We start from the raw sequence: 17,726 nt of genomic DNA, 5'->3' as shown, positions 1-17,726 counted from the left end.
GCCTGTGCAACCCCATTGCTACCCTCTTTTTTTCAGCCACCTCTTTAATTTTTGATAAGAAAAGGTATTGATGATATCCTTTGCCTCGGCCCACCCCCGCCGTGCAGTAAGAACGCCGTACTGCATATCATCCAGGTAGGAAATTTCGTGGGCATCTGTGTTCACCGCAAAAAGTACCCCCAACTCTTTTCCCTCCCGGATATAAACGTCTTTGAGGTCGAGGCGGTCGGGAGAGGCGTTAATTTCTAGTGCTGTTCCCGTTTTTGCAGCCGCCTCCAAAACCCGCGTGATATCCAGAGGATAGGGATCTCTGCGCCCCAGCAGGCGTCCGGTAGGGTGTCCGAGAATATCCACATGTTCGTTTTTCAGGGCCGCAATGATCCGTTCGGTTAAGCTTTCCCGGTCCTGTTTAAAACCGGAATGAATGGAGGCAACCACGAGGTCCATTTCCGCCAAAATTTTATCATCGAAATCCAGCTTCGCGTTCGAGAGAATGTCGACCTCGATTCCGGCCAGCAGGCGAAAACCTTTAAGCTCCTGATTCAACCGGGAGATCGCATCCCGCTGCTGGAGCAGCTTCTCCTCCGTAAGGCCATGGGTAACACCCAGCGACTTCGAATGGTCGGTAATCGCCAGATACTGGTAACCCCGCGCCCGGGCTGCCAGCGCCAGCTCCTCAAGGGTGTTCACCCCATCGCTCCAGTCGCTGTGAACATGGAGATCCCCTTTGATATCCGTTTTTTCAACCAGACGGGGGAGCTTATCAAGCTGGGCCGCCTCGATTTCCCCCTGGTCCTCCCTCAATTCCGGAGGAATGTAAGACATTCCCAAAAGTTTGTAGAAATCCTCCTCTGACTCCGGATGGCAAGGCTTCCCTCCTTGAAAAATCCCGTATTCGCTGATTTTCCAACCCTGCTCGCGCGCCCTCTCACGCAGGGAGATGTTATGGGCAGGGGAGCCGGTAAAATGCTGAAGAGCCGAAATAAAAAGAGGCGGTTTTACTGCAAGAAGATCTGCCTGGATCCCCCAACGGGTAAGCACCGTTGTCTTCATTTCTCCTTCTGCCACGACTTCCTGCACCCAGGGAGCCTCAACGAATTTCTTCACAACAAGGGAGGGATGGTCGGCAGCCACAACGAAATCCAGATCTCCTACGGTTTCCTTCCCCCGCCGGTAGCTTCCGGCAACTTCCACCTTTTCGACCATCACCTGCTTTTCCAGGTATTTCTTGATTTCCCGCGCAACTGCGGTGGCAATATGCAGGGGATAGCGTTTCTGGCGCTCCCGCATGGATTCAATTCCACGCAAAATCGCCTCCTCGGTTTTTTTGCCAATGCCTGGCAACTCCCGAAGGCGCCGCGCCCTCGCGGCAGCCTCCAGTTCTTCAAGTGAAGCGAGGCGGAGGTGCTGGTACAACATCTGAACGGTCTTTGCTCCCACTCCAGGAATCTGCAGCATTTCCCGGAGGCCCGGAGGCACCTTCTGCTTTAGGTCCTTGTAATAGCGGAGCTCCCCTGTTTCCACAAGTTCCTTAATCTTTGCCGCCAGCGCCGACCCGATTCCGGGAAGCTCTTCAAGCCTGTCTTCCTTCACCAGCCGCTCTACGTCAAGGTAGGTGTTTTCCAGGACGCGGGCAGCCCTGCGATAAGCCCGGGCCTTAAAGGGATTCTCCCCGAGGATTTCCAGAAGATCTGCAATTTCGTCAAAAACCTGGCCTATCTCCCAATTGGTCATCGGATGTCTCCCAATTCGGTTTTTCGGTTTAAACTACTTCAGGGATTTTTCTTCCTCCAGCAGCCTCACCAGGCTGTCGTAGTCCTCCTGGAGCCTGGTCAGCTCATCGGCGATGTTTAAAGCAGCTAACACGGCCACTTTGCTTACCGAAAGATGGGGGTTTTTTTGCCCGATCAGGCGCATTTTTTTATCAACGTAAGCAGCAATCCCTTCAATGTACTCGGGCTCCGCGTATCCCTTCACCACATACTCTTCTCCATAAATTTTAACCGTCACCCTGCTTTTTTCTTCTCCGGGTTCCTGTTCCCTACCGGCCATGATTAACCTCCCCTCAGGTCGCCTGATATGTTATGTTTCTCCCTTTGAAAAGTGAATTCCTGCCGCCTTTACCTGAGCCTTGCACCCGTCTGGGCGGCAAGGGCCTCAAGAATCTGCCGGTGAATCGCCGACACTTCTTCGTCGGTCAGGGTGCGGTCGGGCGACTGGAAAAACAACGAATAAGCGAGGCTCCGGGATCCTGCAGGCACCTGAGGACCCTGGTAAACATCAAAGAGCCGGCATTCTCTCAAGAGCGAACCCCCTGCCTTCCTGATCACCTCGGTGATCCGTGCGGCCGGCACCTCAAGCGGAGCCACAACCGCAAGGTCTCTGGTGATGCCCGGGTAGCGCGGGAGCGGTTCAAAAACCTTCCGCAAATCGGCCAGGGGTAAGATTTTTGCCAGATCAAGTTCGCATCCAACAACCCGGGCAGAAATTTCCAAATTTTCCAGAACATCAGGGTGCAGCTCCCCGAGGAAACCCACCTCCAGGGAACCGACAAAAATTTGCGCCGCGCGCCCGGGGTGGAGAGGAGGGAAATCACGCCAGGGCAGGAAAGCAAAGTCTTTAATGCCCAAAGTTGCCAGAAGATGCTCCACGATCCCCTTGACCTCGTAAAAATCGCGCACCTGTCCCGGCTCCTGCCAGCCCCGATCAGTTTCACCACATACGGCAATCCCCAAATGGAACTTTTCGTGCGGGAGTTCTCCCTCCCCGGCCGGCTCGAAAATCTTCCCCAGCTCAAAGAAACCCAAATTCGTCAGCTTATGCTTGTAATTATAAGCAATCGTTTCAAGTAAACCGGGCAGGAGGAGGGGGCGCAGAACCCCCTGCTCTTCCCGGAGGGGATTTTTAAGGCGAACTACCTGCCGGTAAGGGCTCTCTTCGGGGAGTCCAAGTCTTGCCAGGGAACCCTCATTAATGAAGCTGTAGGTGATGGCTTCATCAAGACCTGCGCTGAGCATCACTTCAGCAACTAAATCCTTTATCTCCTCATCCCGCCGGCGCACCCCCTGAGAAAGAACCCCAACAGGGATTGTCGCCCGGATCCGGTCGTAGCCGTAAAGCCTGGCCACTTCTTCGATTAGATCGATCTCTTCCCCGATATCAACCCGATAGGGGGGAATGTTTACAAGGAGGCTGTCCGGGCCGCAGAGTTCGCAAATGAAGCCAAGCCTGCTCAAAATTTCCTGGACCTCGGCCCGGGTTAAACTGGTGCCCAGCACATGGTTCACCCGTGCAGTTCTGAGCCGGATTGCAAGGGGTGCAGCGGGGCGAATGTACTCGTCGACCACCCCTGCCGCAACAGTTCCGGCACCCAGCTGTTCAATCAGCTGCGCCGCCCGGTTGAGCGCCCGCACGACACCATCAAGATTAATCCCCTTTTCAAAGCGCAGGGAAGACTCGGTCCGCATGTCAAGAAGCTTCGCGGTACGCCTGATGTTTAAGGGATCGAAGTAGGCTGCTTCCAAGAGCACGGTGCGCGTTTGCTCCGTCACTTCGCTGGCCAGCCCGCCCATGATGCCCGCCAGGGCAACGGGTGTGCGGGCATCTGCAATCACCAGCATCTCTTCATTTAAAACCCTTGTAACTCCATCCAGGGAAACCAGTTTCTCCCCGGGCCGCGCCCGGCGCACGATGATTTGAGCCCCCTGCAGGCGGTCGTAGTCGAAGGCATGGAGGGGCTGGCCCAGCTCCAGCATCACGTAGTTTGTTACATCAACAATATTGTTGATCGGCCTGATCCCGGCGGCCCTGAGCCTGTAACGGAGCCAGGGAGGCGAAGGAGCGATTTTCACGTTGCGCACGATCCGGCCCGCATAGCGCCGGCACAGGGCAGGCTCCGCGATTTCCACCCGGATGAAGTTTTCCGTGCGCTCTCCGCTCTCGTGAACTCTGATTTCGGGAAAATCCAGCCTCCCGCCCGTAAGCGCACTGGCCTCCCGGGCGATATTGACAACCGCCAGGCAGTCTCCCCTGTTGGGAGTTAAATCAAATTCCAGGATCTGGTCATCGAGGCCAAGGGCGCGGTCGAGCCTCGTACCCGGCGGAATCTCGGGGTCCAGAACAAGCACCCCCCGCTCGTCTCCGTATCCCCATTCCTGGGTGCCCAACTCGGCACCAGAACAGAGGAGGCCCTCTGAAGCTATTCCTCTAATGAAACGGCTTGTTACCTGCATCCCGGAGGGCAGAGTCGTCCCTGGACGCGCCACGGCAACGTTAATCCCGACCTCCAGGTTAGGGGCCCCACTCACGATTTGCAAAACTCCGGCACCTGTTTCCACTCTGCATATCAAAAGGTGTTCCGAGTTGGGGTGGGGAGCAAGCGCAGTAATTTTACCCACAACAATCTGCTCTAAACCGGGCACCGGAGGGGCCACTCCCTCCACGGCGAGGCCCGCCATTGTCAACTTTTCCGCCAGTTCCTCTGCAGAAAGATTGAGATCTATGTAATCTTTCAGCCAGTGATACGAGACGCGCAAAATTTCATTCCCCCTTAAAACTGGTGCAAGAACCGGATGTCATTTTCAAAAAAGAGGCGCAGGTCGCTAATTCCATACTTTAACATGGCAATCCGCTCAACTCCCATGCCGAAGGCAAAACCCACCACCTCTTCCGGATCGTAACCAACATTTTCAAGAACTTTGGGGTGCACCATTCCTGCCCCCAGTATTTCAAGCCAGCCCGTTCCCGCGCACACCCGGCACCCCTCTCCCCGGCACCTGATGCAGGAGATATCAACCTCGGCACTGGGTTCGGTAAAAGGGAAAAAGCTCGGCCGCAGCCGGATTTCCCGGTCCTCTCCGAACATCTGGCGGGCAAAGGCCAGCAGGACTCCCTTCAAGTCGCCGAAGGTGCACCGCCTGTCAACCAGCAGGCCCTCCACCTGGTGAAACATCGGAGAATGGGTGGCATCATCATCCCTCCGGTAGACTTTTCCCGGCGCGATAATCCGCACCGGAACACGGGGAACCGTTTTCTCCAGGGTGCGCACCTGAACCGGTGAGGTGTGGGTCCGCAGCAGGATTTCACCGGTGATATAAAAGGAATCCTGCATGTCCCGGGCGGGGTGCCCCTTAGGAATATTTAATGCTTCGAAGTTGTAATAATCCCACTCGACCTCAGGCCCTTCGGCAATTTCAAATCCCATTGCCGTAAAAATCTGCTTGATTTCGTCCAGGACAAGGGTTAGAGGGTGTTTGCGGCCCCGGCGCAGGGGGCGCCCCGGCAGGGTTACATCAATCACTTCGGATTCCAGCTTCTTTTGCTTCTCTCTTTCGGCTAAAATTGAAAGCCTCCGGCCAATTTCGCTTTCGAGAAAGGTTCGCACCTCGTTCGCAAGCTGGCCAAGCCTGGGGCGCTCTTCCGGAGGGAGGCCCCCCATCTCTCTCAAAACCCCTGTCAGCTCTCCTTTCTTGCCGAGATACTTAATTCTTACGGCTTGAAGCGAGTCCTTAGTCTGCGCCTTTTCCAGCTCTGACAGAGCATTTTCCTTAATCTGGCGTATCTTCTGCTCCATTTTTTTCAAATCCACCCCCAACAATAAAATATAAAAAAGAAACCTCCGTTCACAAGGGACGGAGGCTCGTCTTGCCCGCGCGGTACCACCCTTCTTGGCCCTGAGGCCCTCTTTAGGGCAATGCTTCTTTAACGGGAAGACCGGCAGCACCTACTGGTCTTCAAAACGTTCAGCACTGCGACTTCCGGGTGAACTTCAGAATGCGGGTTCTGGCCGCACTTTCAGTCTGGGGTGCAACCTCCCTGAAAGAACCCGGCAATTCCTACTCTCCCGGGCATGGTCGTTTCCGGTATAACTCTTTACAACCCGATTTTTGCATTTCAAGTTATTGAAGCAAAAACTTGCGGTAAAGGATATAAGCATAAACAGATCCGGTTGATTCAAATAAACGCCAGAAAAAGCGCGCCGGAAGGGACAAAAGGCCACATCCTCTCAGAAAAATTCCTTTCATCCTTGACAGGATTATATCACAACCTTCTGCTTCCCCACAACAGCTACTTGACCGGGGCGCCCCCGGCCGCGGGGGTTTTGGACATTTTAAAAATTTTCAGGATTTCTGGCGGTAAATTTCATAGAGGATCAGGGATGCCGCGACTGCTGCGTTTAGCGAGTCAACCTCAGGTCGGGTGGGAATGCTCACAATTTCATCTGCCAAGGTTTTGAGTTCCGCGCTAATCCCCCGCGCCTCGTTGCCGATGACCAGGACAAGGCGGGAGTGCCTCAAGTTTGCCCTAAAATACGCCACCCCGGCATGAGGAACAGAGGCAACAATAAAAACGTTCAGCCGTCTCATTTTTTCAAGCAGTTCAGAGAGGTCTACCTTAGAAAATGCAGGGACGCGGAAAATCGACCCCATCGTTGCCCGGAGGACCTTGGGGTTATACAGATCAACCGTCCCCCGCCCCAGGTAAACAGCACTCACCCCAACTCCGTCCCCGGTCCTGATGATCGTCCCCAGATTGCCCGGGTCCTGGATGCCGTCGAGGGCAAGAAATATTCCTTCGGGCTGTGCAAGCAGTTCCTCTTCCCGCCAGACCGGCTTTGCTCCCACCGCGAGAATCCCCTGGGGAGTTTCTGTCTCCGAAAGCCTTTGAAATTCCCGCTCTCCGATCAGGAAAGAAGGAATCCGGCGCAGGCGGGCCTGCTGGAGAACATTTCTCCCTTTTTCCCGCCGCAGGATTTTTTCCGTATAAAGAATAAAATCGAGGCACACCCCCGCTTTTAAGGCCTCCGCCACAAAGTTCGGCCCTTCGATAAGGAAGCGCCGTCCGGCCTCGCGTGCACTTCGTTTTTTCAGATTGCGGGCAAACTGCAGCACCTGTTTTTTCAACATCTGCTCCACAAGGAGCCACCCTTCCTCTGATGGATTTGGTTAAGGCCATAAAAAAAGTATGGCTGGACACCATACTCGTGTGGAGAAAAATATCAAACTACAGGTGCTTTTTCGCAAGATCTACCAGTTTTCCAAAAGCAGCCTCATCGTTGACGGCCAGCTCCGCAAGCATCTTCCGGTTGACGGCAACCCCGGCCTTCTTCAAACCGTTCATAAATCTGCTGTAAGACAGCCCGTTTAGACGAGCAGCGGCGTTGATCCTGGTAATCCACAACTTCCGGAAATCCCGCTTCCGCAGCCTTCTGTGCACATAAGCATAAAAAAGGGATTTCATTACCTGCTCGCGTGCCGGGCGGTATAACTTGCTCTTTGCCCCCCGGTAACCACGGGCAAGCTTTAGGATTTTTTTATGCCGGCGCCGTGTTACCGGACCGCCTTTTACTCTCGCCATGACCAAAAACCTCCTTAAATTTTTACAGATAAGGCAAAAGCCTCTCTACCCGCTTCCGGTCCGCAGCGCTGATCAGGTCAGGGTGCCGGAGCCGGCGCTTTCGTCTGCTTGATTTCTTCGCCAAAAGGTGGCTTTTCCATGCTCTTGCCCGCTTCCAGAGTCCGTTCGCAGTCCGTTTAAACCTTTTTGCTGCGCCCCGATGAGTTTTCATTTTAGGCATCTCTTAAATCTCCTTTCACCTGCTCCTGGTTTTTCGGCGCCAGGATCATGATCATGTTTCTTCCTTCGATTTTCGGCTCTTTCTCCATAACCGCCAGGTCCCGCACCTGCTCGTAGAATCTGAGACAGAGGTTGTGCCCCAACTCGGCATGGGAGATCTCGCGTCCCCGAAACATCAAAGTAATCTTGACCTTATCCCCGTCCATCAGGAAGCGCTGGGCGTTCTTAACCTTAACCCGAAAGTCGTGTTCTTCGATATTGGGCCGCAACTTCAACTCTTTTACATTGATAATGCGCTGCTTCTTGCGGGCTTCCCGCTCCCTTTTGCTCTGCTCGTACTTGTACTTTCCGTAATCCATAATCCGGCAGACGGGGGGTTTGGCGTGCGGGGCTACCTCGACCAGGTCCAGACCCTGCTCCATTGCGACGCGGAGTCCCTCTTTGAGGGGCATAATTCCGAGTTGCTGACCGTCGCTGTTCACTAAACGAACTTCCCGGGCACGGATTTCTTCGTTAACCCGTAAATCTTTGTTAATCAGGTGTCACCTCCTTGGGCAGGAACATTTAAGATGCAGCAAAAAATACGACAAAAAGCGGGCATCCCACCCGCTTTTGATCCAGGCAACTTTTTCCGGTTTTTTTCTCCGGGAACCTTAGCAGCAACGCGCCCTAAGGTGAGAAGCGAGTGGCTTCTGCTTTGTCATGCCAGATCTTCCTGAAATAAAGCCGAGTTTAGTATAACACGAGGTTTTGTTCATGTCAATCATTGCTTCTGTTCGATTTCTTCCCGAAGCTGCCGGAAAAACTGCTCCAGAACGGCAGGACCCTGATCCCCCAGGCCGCGCGCCCTTACCCTTACGACTCCTGCCTCCACTTCCTGGTCACCAACGACAAGTAAATACGGAACCTTTTCGAGTTCGCCCTCCCTGATCTTGTAACCCACCCTCTCGTTCCGATCATCCACTTCCACTCTGATTCCTCTTGTTTCGAGAAATCTTGCGACTTCATGCGCATAGGGAGCATGGCGGGAGGCAACGGAAATTATTTTCACCTGAACGGGAGCCAGCCAGACAGGAAAGGCCCCGCCATAGTGCTCTGTAAGGATCCCCAAAAAACGCTCGATGCTCCCGAAAACAACCCGGTGAATCATAACCGGTCTGTGTTTCTGCCCATCTTCTCCAATGTAGGTGAGATCGAAATTTTCAGGATTCACGAAGTCCAGCTGAATTGTCCCGCACTGCCAGCTTCGTCCGAGCGAGTCCTCCAGGTGGAAGTCGATTTTCGGGCCGTAAAAGGCGCCTTCGCCTTCGTTCACCCGATAAGAAATTCCTTTTTTATCCAATGCCTCCCTTAAACTCCGGGTTGCCTGATCCCAAACCTCCTGGGAGCCCAGGGCCTTCTCCGGCCTTGTTGACAACTCTACGCGGTAAGGAAAATTAAAGGTTCTGTAAAAATAATCAACAAGGTCAATCACTCCGATGATTTCATCTGTCACCTGACTGGGAAGCATGAAGATGTGGGCATCGTCCTGGGTAAAGCAGCGGACCCGCAAAAGGCCGTGCAGAACACCGGAACGTTCATGGCGGTGCACCAGGCCGAGTTCAGCGATGCGGAGCGGGAATTCGCGATAAGAATGAAGCCTTGTTTTATAATAAAGAATGGCGCCGGGGCAGTTCATCGGCTTGACGGCAAAGTCTTCGTCATCGATCTTTAAAAAGTACATGTTTTCTTTATACAGATCCCAGTGGCCTGACCTTTCCCAGAGCGAACGGTGCAGGATTACCGGACTTTTAATTTCCTGGTAGCCCCGGCGCCGGTGCTCCTCCCTCCAAAAGTTTTCCAGCTCGGTCCGGATAATCATCCCCCGCGGGTAAAAGAAGGGGAATCCCGGCCCTTCCCCGACGATGCCGAAGAGGTCCAGCTCCTGCCCCAGCTTCCGGTGGTCCCTTCGTTTTGCCTCCTCCAAACGGTTGAGGTACTCCTCCAGATCCTTCTGTCTGGGGAATGAAGTGCCGTAGATCCGCTGGAGCATCTTGTTCTTTTCGCTTCCGCGCCAGTAGGCCCCGGCGACGCTGAGCAATTTCAGGGCTCCGACCATGCCCGTCCGGGGCAGGTGGGGCCCCAAACAAAGATCTGTAAACTCCCCCTGCTGATAAAGACTAATCCCGGCATCAGGAGGCAATTCCTGAATTAACTCCAGTTTGTACGTTTCTCCCCGATTTTTAAAATACTCCTCCGCCTCGGCGCGGGATACTTCCCTTCTTACCACAGGGTAGTCCGCCTGGATAATCTTCTTCATTTCCGCCTCAATCCGCACGAGATCTTCGGGTGTAAAGGAATGGTCGAGGTCAAAATCGTAATAAAAACCGTCTTCAATGGCAGGACCTATCGCGAGCCTGGCTTCGGGAAAAAGGCGCTTCACTGCCTGGGCGAGAATGTGGGCGGAAGTGTGGCGGTAAACCGCCCTCCCTGCTTCAGCCTCAAAAGTGAGAAACTCTACCTTCTCCCCGGCCCGGGCAGGGCTCTGGAGATCCCGGAGTTCCCCGTCAACCCTGGCCACGACCGCCTCTCTGGCTAGCCTTCTGCTGATCCCGGCAGCAACATCACCCCAGGTGCTCCCGGGCGGGACCTCGCAAACACTTCCATCCTTCAGAATAACCGGGATTAGACCCTGTTCGAGATTCTCCTTCATACCACATCCTCCTGATGATCTTTTAAAATAAAAAATCTCATCCCCCACCGGGGACGAGATTTTCCTCGCGGTTCCACCCCAATTGACGGTTTTTGACCGCCCTCTCGTCTGCACATCTAACGGAGTGCCGCCGTTCTCCTTAACGCGTGCTGCTTTTCAGAGAACCCTCCGGGGTGGTTTTCCCTTTACCTTTTGCCAGAGGTGCTTCCAGCAAGCTGCACCTCCTCTCTGGGGCCAGTGTAAAGGTACTCTTCCCTTCATCGTGCGTTTTTCCATATTAACTTTACGGAAGGTTTGCCTACGGAGCAATTATAAGGCGGATAAAGCAATTTGTCAATCGGTTCGCATTTTCGTGGGCAGGGCAGGCAGATGCTGGCATTTCTCGCAACCGCCGCAGCGCGCCACCCGACCACCAAAGACCTGCTGAATTACCTGAAGGGATTCACAGTGCCAGATCCGGTCGGGAACATGAAAGGTAATTCTTTGGGGTGCCAGAGTAATTAAAATGCTCAGCAAAAAATCCTCATAGCTGAACCCTTCTTTATTAACGGCCAGGGACGGGGCCTTGAGAAGCTCTTTCCGGATAATGTTTCCTTTTTGATCAGAAAGGTAGCAGGTTCCCGCCGGACTGATCAAAACGTGAACTTCTTTAATTTTCGGCTCCTGAATCTCTATAAAATAGCGAAGCAGGCGGATAAACTCAAGGTAATCCTTTGCGGCCAAAAACTCCTGGCCAACCCGGTTAACCATTCTTCGAAGCTGGTTCCAGTAATCCTTCAAGCGGAAACTGGCGTACCCTTCAATGATTAAAACCTGATGGTCGGCCAGGTAGTCGTAGAGATTCTGCAGCAATCTGTTTCTCCGGATAACCCGCAGTTTTTCGAGAACTTCCAGAGCCCGGCTCGCCACTTCCTCCCGTTCGTGGGAGAGCCAGTGTTTATAGCATTTGTCAACATGCTTCTTTACGAAGATGACTTCTACATGGTTGACAAGGAGATCTGAAATTGCCTTGGCAACAGCAAAACGACAGGCAATCCTTTTCTCCCCGCGTTTTTTTTCATGGGAGTCGCAGAGAACGAAAAACGTCCACGGGGCTCTTTCCTTCTCCTCCAGTTCCACAGACAGACCTTCGCGGGTCAAAAAGAGGAGTTCCGCCTTCAGCCGTTCCCGCACTTCGTTTTTATATATAGCCGTTCCAAGCGTAAGATAAGAGGCCAACAACTTTCACCCCTTCCTCTCTCTTCAATACATGATATGTTATTATACGGAAGGGGTTTTCTCGTTATACAAGAAAAATTACTCTTCCAGCACCTCTTCCACGAAAACAGTCAATTCTTTAAGGAGATCGACTTCAGGAAACTCCCCCTGATATGGTTTGCCTGCTCCATCATAAAGGAGCTTAACAACGGGACGGGTGGGATAATTCCTGGGAATCTGAATGACGACCCCCTTTTCTCCGGTATTCAAACGCACCAGACTCCCCAGGGGATAAACGGCAATATTTGTCGAAAACAGTTTCACAACTTCGGGGTCGAAGGCGTGCCCCGCCTGTGCCACGATATATTCTACCGTCTGGTAAGGGAGAAGGCGCGTCCCTTCAAGCCCGCCTACGAGAAGGTCGTACGTATTGGCTACAGCAGCAATGCGGGCATACTCGTGGATTTCCGTTCCTTTCAGGCCGCGGGGGTATCCGGTGCCGTCAAAACGCTCGTGATGCTGAAAGGCCACGTGTGCCGAAAGAAGGCTCAAGTCGTTTTCTTTTCGGAGCAGGTCAAACCCGTAAACGGTGTGTTTTTTCATTTCCTCTGCCTCAGGCCCCGTGAGGGGTTCGCATTTGTTCAGGAGGCGGGCCGGCATCCTGCTTTTCCCGATATCATGCAGGAGGGCGCCTGTCCCCAAATCAAGCAGCTGGCTGCTGTTGTAGCTCATAGCAATTCCCGTTAAAAGAGCGTAAATCGCCACATTTACCGAGTGGTGAAAAAGGAATTCCCCGACAATTCTGATTTCGGAAAGGTGGGCAAGGGTCTCGCGGTTGAAAAGGATCTGGTCCATGATTTCCATTACCACCCGCTTAATCTCACGAACGTTCAAACCGACGCCAAACCTGATGTTGGCAACAGCCTGGCGGACAATTTCTGCGGCTTGAAGCCGCGTCTCTTCGTTTACGATTTCGTTGACATCCAGGTCCCCAATCCGCTCATCGTAAACATAAACATGGGTGATGCCAAATTCGACAAGGCGTTTGATATAGCTTTCCTTTAATTTGATTCCTTTGTCGAGCAGAACCCGCCCTCCCTTACTGTAGATAGGCCGGGCCAACTGCATTCCTGCCTCCAGTTTTTCTACGGGTATCCGCCGCATCCTGACCTCCCCCTACAAAACCTTCCTCCCTGTTTTCCAGCCTTATTATACCAGAAAGTCCTAAATTATACTAAAGTATTTAAGAAAAATTTAAAAAAATAAAAAAGAGCTGGCCTGACGAGATTTGCGACCGCGCGCCAGCTCTTCATGACCATCCCCTGTCTTCCTGAAAAACCGCATCACTCCCGTGTTTGCATCCAGGCAAAAGCCAGAAAAGCGAAATCAGGAATAGCTAGAACCCGCATGAATGCTGGGGGAAAAAACAATGGTGGGCGCGGCAGGGATTGAACCTGCGACCCCCTCCGCGTCAAGGAGGTGCTCTCCCACTGAGCTACGCGCCCACGCTTGCCTCTTCATTATATCCTAAAAAAAGCGGCCGGTCAAGAACAGGAAAAATGTCCTGAGAGGCATCCCCACCTTCCCGGGCCCCATTAAGGATTCTACCAGGCAACCAAGGTTCCATCAGCCAAATCAAGAAAGGTCCCGCACTCTGAAACGGTTGACAAAGAAAAGAATAACTGCAAAGAGGCCCAGAATTCCGGCGCCAAGAACACGCGCCCGGTCCAAAGGATGCGAAATCCGGCAACCCTGCTTGATGATCTCAAGACTTTTGGCATGAATGTCCAGGTCCCCCCCGTGCTGGCGGCAAGCCTGGTGGAAGATCCCGATTACCCGAACCCTGTCTCCCCGGTACCGGTAGCTCCCGACATATTTAATCTGTTCTACATATAAAGCAGGGGCCCAAACACCGATCGTGTTCAGGCCGTCGCTGACGGGAATCCAGGCATATTCCCCGCGCTTCATCAGATCGCCGATCACTTCCCCCTCAAATTCAATAAGCTTTCCCTGGTACCTGCTTCCGTAGTTGAGGAGGTCGGCACTCGAGACGGGCGCTGCCGACACCTGACGCGGAAAGATAAAAAACAAAGCAACTCCAAGGGCAAACCAGGCCAGTCTCCGTTCCATTAAATTCTACTTCCTCCTAAAAGCCTCAATGATAAAGGCCACTCCTGCCAGAACTGCCATAAATTCCAGGCGTCCCACCCACATCACCAAAATGTAAAGGGCTTTGAGCAAGCCGGGCATCGAAGGCGCGACAACCCCGATGCTCAGGCCCACGTTTCCGGTTGCAGAAGCAGCTTCAAACATGGAGTGGATCAGGGGGTAGCCGGAGGCAACACCTGCCACGGTGGCAATCGTAAACGTAGTGATATAAAGAATCACAATCAGGAGGGCGCTTCGCATGTGGCGCTCCTCCAAAAGAACATCCCGCAAGTGATGAAACTTCTCGGTCACAACAGCCCGCTCAGGGTTGATCACCCGTTTGACCTCTCGGATTAAAGTATGCCAGATAATCCCGATCCGGAGGGCCTTAAAACCACCCGCCGTAGAACAGGCACTCGCCCCAAAAAGCATGGAAATAATTAAACCTATAAGAGCGAGGTCGCTCCACCCCTGGAATTGAGAAGCATAAACTGTCATAAACCCTGTTGTCGTATGGCCGGAAATAAGATGATAGTACCCCTTGCGAAAGATGTCCCAGAAGCCGGTGTAAACATCTGACTGAGCCAACCCCCCGGCGGTGAGGGAGAAAAGAAGATTAACGGTAATAAAGAAGGAAATGATCTCCAGATTCCGGAAGATTTCCCGCCTGTTTCCCCGCCAGATTGTATAGTGGAGGGCAAAGTTAAACGACCCTACCGTAAAAAATAAAACGGTCACCAGTTCGTAGAGGGTGCTGTGGTAATACAAAACATTCTGGCTCTGGGGAGCGAAGCCTCCCGTGCTCCAGGCCGCCATAAAAACCCACAAACCGTGGAAAAAGGACCTGAGCGGCGACAATCCAATAAACAACCCGGCCACCCAGAAGATAAAGGTGCCGACGAGCAGGTAAATAATGCTGATGAACCAGATCACCCGCGCCGTATTTTTTGCATTGGGTAGAAGCTGCTCATCTTTCGCTTCCCCTACATACAGTTTAAAAGCTCCAGAAATTTCGCGAAAAAGAAAGGTAAGGGCGAGGACGACCATTCCCTGCCCGCCAAGAAAGGTGAGGAGGTGCCGCCACATGTTAATCCCGTAAGGCACGTGATCAAGATCCTGAATCAGCACCAAACCGGTGGTTGTTAAGCCGCTCATCACATCAAAGGTTGCATCGAGAAAAGAACCGTAAAAACCGCTTAAATAGTACGGGACAGCAGCAAGGATCATCCCGAGCAGCCAGGCCACGGTAACTGCCACCAGGCCGTCAACCCAGGAAAGTTTTGATTTGTAAGCCTCCGGGGACGCAAGCAGGGTGAGCGTATATGCTGTAATTAAAGACAAAAAAATGCCGATCAGAAAGTCCAGCGCAATGTTCCATTCCTGAAAAAACAAAGCCGTGATGAGGGGAATTACCATGAGGGCTGCCAGTCCCATCAGAATCCGGGCAGTGTAGTAAATAATCACCTGTAAATCCAGTTTCAAACGCCGGAACCTCACAAGCCCTTCACCAGCCAGCTGATCAACAAACCGAGCCCCACCAGGAGGGCAACCCCTCCCAATTCGGTTAAAATCCCAATGAAAATGTTAAAAGGAGAAAAAACTCCCCTGGCCCTTTTAACGGACTGGTTTTCTGCCACGCAAGACTGCCCCCATCCGGTTTAATTCTTTACGCAAAAGACCATGCGGCTTTTTGCCGGTAAGTTTTTCGACAAGCTCAAACTGGGTATCGGAGCGGGTTACCGCCAAAATTTCATCACCCACCTGAAGCGAAGTGCTGCCTCTGGGAATCAGTACATCATGCCCCCTGATTACCGCCACCAAAACGCAATCATGTGGGAGTTCGAGTTCTTCCACTCTTTTCCCCACGGACGGGGAATGAGGATCCAGTTCCATCTCCACAATGTGCATGTTTCCCCGGTGGAAGGTCAAGAGAGTTTTCCAGTGCCAGCGCGCCAGGCTCTCCTCAATGAAGTGGGCGATCACCGCAGTGCTGCTCACGGCAACATCTACACCCAGCAATTCCAAAGCCCTCTGATTTTTCGGGTTGTTGACCCGCGCCACCGTCCGGGGGACGCCGAATCTGCGCCTCGCCAGCTGGCAGATGACGAGGTTAACTTCATCCTTTCCGGTTACCGCAGCAATGACATCGGCATCTTGAACCCCCGCATCCGCGAGGATATCCAGGCTCGTCGCGTCGCCGTTAATAACCAGCACGTCCAGCTCTGAAGCAATATTCTGACAGACTCCTTCATCTCGCTCCACCAGTGAAACTTCATGGCCTTCATCCAGCAGGGTTTTCACAAGGTAGTACCCTACCTTCCCCCCTCCTGCCACCAGAACCTTCATGATGGACCTCCTCCTGCCTAAAGGTGTAACTTCGCCCGGATCTTCGGAATGTGGCTGCGGGCCGCCAACCCCAACACTGTATCGCCGGCTTCTAAAACGAAACTCTCCTGGGGAATAATACCTTCCCCGTGGCGGAGGATTCCTGCAACGCGGAAGCGGCCCGCCATTTCCAGGTCCTTGATTGTCCTTCCGGAATACTGCGCAGGAACTTCAAGTTCAACAAGTTCCAGGTCTTCACTCGGCGAGAAGCGGTGCCGAAACCCTTTTGTGTCGAAAGCGTATCTGATTTGACTCGCGGCAAGAGTAATCGGGGATACCGTTTCCAGACCGAACTCGTGGTAAATCTGCTCCCGTTCCGGATCGTAAATCCTTGCAATCACCTTTGGAACCCGAAAAAGCTCCCGGGCCACCTGCGCCGCCATGATGTTGGTGTTATCGTCAGTAGTCACGGCAGCAAGGGCGTCTGCAGTTTCAATTCCGGCCTTGCGCAAAATATCGATGTCAATCCCCGTCCCCACAAGGGTCGTTCCGTTAAAACCGGATCCAAGGCGCTCGAAGGCGCTGCTCTCCCGGTCAATGACAACAACATCGTGGCCTTCGGCAGAAAGAATCTGGGCGAGCAGGGCCCCCAGGCGCCCGCATCCCACTATGATTACGTGCACGGATAAACTCCCCCGTTAAAACCTTTGTTCTCCCGCTAATTCTAGCACCTGGGCCTCCCCGCGTCAATTGTCAGAGATAAGGGGAATAATAAAAATGGGGGTGGAAAAAGTGAAGTGGTCTCCCGGCCAGCTTAAACCCATGGAACCTCAATCATATCCCGAACCCTTTAACTCCCCCCAGCACCTTTTTGAAATCAAATGGGATGGAATGCGGATGCTGAGCTTTATTGAGAACCGAACGGTGCGGCTCCAGAACCGCCATCTCCAAGAGAGAACTAAATTATTCCCGGAACTGGCAGATCTCTTCCGCCACATCAGGGCGCGCGAGGCCGTCCTTGACGGAGAGATGGTTGTTCTGGCAGACCGGAAGCCCAGCTTTCCGCTCCTCATGAAGCGCTGCCTCGCCGGTTCCCAAAGCAGGATCTCCTTTCTCGCCAAAAAAATACCCGCTCTCTATATCGTCTTCGACCTCCTTTACCTCAACGGAACAGAACTGCTCAATATGCCTCTTGGTGAACGAAAAAAACTTCTTTTAGAAATCTTCGAAACTGGGCCTTTCTGCTTCCTGTCTCCGGTTTTCCTGGAAAAGGGGCAGCCTCTTTTCGATGCCGTCAAAAAAGAGGGGCTTGAAGGAATTGTTGCAAAAGAAATAAAGGCTCCTTACCTGCCCGGGAGGAAAAGCAGGCACTGGCTGAAGATTAAAGCACGCCGGCAGCAGCTGGCGGTTGTCGGCGGCTATCTCCTGAAGCATCGCACTTTGAGTGCAATCCTTGCAGGGGCATTTTTTGAAAATAAGCTCCATTATCTGGGACGGGTCGGAACGGGCCTCACGAGGGAAGCAGAACTCCTCCCCCTGCTTAATTCTCTGCGCACCGACCGGTGCCCTTTTGTCCCCGCACCTCGCTTCAAAGAAGAAGTTGTCTGGGTGCTGCCTGAAGTTGTGGTCGAAATCGAATTTCTAGAGTGGACACCCGACCTGAAGCTCCGCCAGCCGGTTCTCAGAAAAATAGTCAGAAAACCGCCGGAGGCCTGCCAGCTTGCTCCCGGAAACTTGCAGCAAAATTACCCGGTATTCAAACTCAAAATTTAGCCAAAAATATTAATAA

17 protein-coding genes, 1 tRNA gene and 2 other annotated features are annotated in these 17,726 nt (G+C 53.0%); of the genes, 1 reads left to right on the top strand and 17 read right to left on the bottom strand.

The features are described from left to right. Window positions 1-18: 18 nt before the first annotated feature. The 17 genes from polX to HPY58_08285 all read right to left on the bottom strand — a co-directional run bounded on the left by polX (window position 19) and on the right by HPY58_08285 (window position 16,620). A complete protein-coding gene (gene polX, locus HPY58_08365) occupies window positions 19-1,734 on the bottom strand; it encodes a DNA polymerase/3'-5' exonuclease PolX (protein ID NPV29649.1) in 1,716 nt (571 codons plus the stop codon). Between the two features lie 33 nt (window positions 1,735-1,767). Then, window positions 1,768-2,052 carry a cell division protein ZapA gene (gene zapA, locus HPY58_08360; protein NPV29648.1) on the bottom strand — a complete coding sequence of 95 codons (285 nt, stop codon included), beginning with the start codon at window positions 2,050-2,052 and terminating at the stop codon, window positions 1,768-1,770. A 68-nt stretch (window positions 2,053-2,120) separates the two neighbouring features. After that, window positions 2,121-4,535, bottom strand: coding sequence for a phenylalanine--tRNA ligase subunit beta (locus HPY58_08355; protein NPV29647.1), 2,415 nt, complete (start codon window positions 4,533-4,535; stop codon window positions 2,121-2,123). A gap of 14 nt (window positions 4,536-4,549) precedes the next feature. Next, the gene (pheS, locus tag HPY58_08350; GenBank protein ID NPV29646.1) at window positions 4,550-5,572 is read right to left on the bottom strand and encodes a phenylalanine--tRNA ligase subunit alpha; all 1,023 of its coding nucleotides are present in this window, start codon (window positions 5,570-5,572) and stop codon (window positions 4,550-4,552) included. A gap of 547 nt (window positions 5,573-6,119) precedes the next feature. Further along, window positions 6,120-6,914 (bottom strand): RNA methyltransferase, encoded by a 795-nt coding sequence (locus HPY58_08345; GenBank protein ID NPV29645.1) that lies wholly within the window; start codon window positions 6,912-6,914, stop codon window positions 6,120-6,122. An 88-nt stretch (window positions 6,915-7,002) separates the two neighbouring features. Further along, window positions 7,003-7,356 (bottom strand): 50S ribosomal protein L20, encoded by a 354-nt coding sequence (gene rplT, locus HPY58_08340; protein NPV29644.1) that lies wholly within the window; start codon window positions 7,354-7,356, stop codon window positions 7,003-7,005. A 22-nt stretch (window positions 7,357-7,378) separates the two neighbouring features. After that, window positions 7,379-7,576, bottom strand: coding sequence for a 50S ribosomal protein L35 (gene rpmI / locus HPY58_08335; GenBank protein ID NPV29643.1), 198 nt, complete (start codon window positions 7,574-7,576; stop codon window positions 7,379-7,381). Continuing rightward, entirely contained in the window at window positions 7,569-8,111 is a 543-nt protein-coding gene (locus tag HPY58_08330; protein ID NPV29642.1) for a translation initiation factor IF-3, read from the bottom strand. The genes rpmI and HPY58_08330 overlap by 8 nt, the downstream gene beginning before the upstream one ends. Window positions 8,112-8,154: 43 nt before the next feature. Further along, window positions 8,155-8,279, bottom strand: a sequence feature (ribosomal protein L20 leader region). A 59-nt stretch (window positions 8,280-8,338) separates the two neighbouring features. Next, window positions 8,339-10,267 (bottom strand): threonine--tRNA ligase, encoded by a 1,929-nt coding sequence (gene thrS, locus HPY58_08325; protein NPV29641.1) that lies wholly within the window; start codon window positions 10,265-10,267, stop codon window positions 8,339-8,341. A gap of 46 nt (window positions 10,268-10,313) precedes the next feature. Continuing rightward, window positions 10,314-10,537: a binding site (T-box leader), on the bottom strand. Between the two features lie 63 nt (window positions 10,538-10,600). Next, window positions 10,601-11,485 carry a hypothetical protein gene (locus tag HPY58_08320; GenBank protein NPV29640.1) on the bottom strand — a complete coding sequence of 295 codons (885 nt, stop codon included), beginning with the start codon at window positions 11,483-11,485 and terminating at the stop codon, window positions 10,601-10,603. 78 nt (window positions 11,486-11,563) lie between these two features. Then, a complete protein-coding gene (locus tag HPY58_08315; GenBank protein NPV29639.1) occupies window positions 11,564-12,628 on the bottom strand; it encodes an HD-GYP domain-containing protein in 1,065 nt (354 codons plus the stop codon). A gap of 266 nt (window positions 12,629-12,894) precedes the next feature. Next, a tRNA-Val gene (locus HPY58_08310) sits at window positions 12,895-12,969 on the bottom strand. A gap of 130 nt (window positions 12,970-13,099) precedes the next feature. Next, window positions 13,100-13,594 carry a DNA-binding protein gene (locus tag HPY58_08305; protein NPV29638.1) on the bottom strand — a complete coding sequence of 165 codons (495 nt, stop codon included), beginning with the start codon at window positions 13,592-13,594 and terminating at the stop codon, window positions 13,100-13,102. Window positions 13,595-13,600: 6 nt separating this feature from the next. Further along, window positions 13,601-15,046 carry a TrkH family potassium uptake protein gene (locus HPY58_08300; protein NPV29637.1) on the bottom strand — a complete coding sequence of 482 codons (1,446 nt, stop codon included), beginning with the start codon at window positions 15,044-15,046 and terminating at the stop codon, window positions 13,601-13,603. Window positions 15,047-15,105: 59 nt separating this feature from the next. Next, entirely contained in the window at window positions 15,106-15,249 is a 144-nt protein-coding gene (locus HPY58_08295) for a hypothetical protein (GenBank protein NPV29636.1), read from the bottom strand. Beyond that, the gene (locus tag HPY58_08290) at window positions 15,227-15,958 is read right to left on the bottom strand and encodes a TrkA family potassium uptake protein (GenBank protein NPV29635.1); all 732 of its coding nucleotides are present in this window, start codon (window positions 15,956-15,958) and stop codon (window positions 15,227-15,229) included. Before HPY58_08290 ends, HPY58_08295 begins: the two co-directional genes overlap by 23 nt. A 17-nt stretch (window positions 15,959-15,975) precedes the next feature. Then, window positions 15,976-16,620 carry a TrkA family potassium uptake protein gene (locus tag HPY58_08285; protein ID NPV29634.1) on the bottom strand — a complete coding sequence of 215 codons (645 nt, stop codon included), beginning with the start codon at window positions 16,618-16,620 and terminating at the stop codon, window positions 15,976-15,978. Between the two features lie 94 nt (window positions 16,621-16,714). On the opposite strand from HPY58_08285, the gene HPY58_08280 reads away from it, so the two are divergent. After that, window positions 16,715-17,710 carry a DNA ligase gene (locus HPY58_08280; GenBank protein NPV29633.1) on the top strand — a complete coding sequence of 332 codons (996 nt, stop codon included), beginning with the start codon at window positions 16,715-16,717 and terminating at the stop codon, window positions 17,708-17,710. The last annotated feature ends 16 nt before the right edge of the window (window positions 17,711-17,726 follow it).

This window comes from Bacillota bacterium (assembly GCA_013177945.1).
In the GTDB taxonomy this organism is placed as follows: Bacteria; Bacillota; DSM-12270; order Thermacetogeniales; family Thermacetogeniaceae; genus Ch130.
The sequence above is the reverse complement of the archived record's forward strand: the minus strand, read 5'-3'. Positions and strand labels throughout refer to the sequence as shown.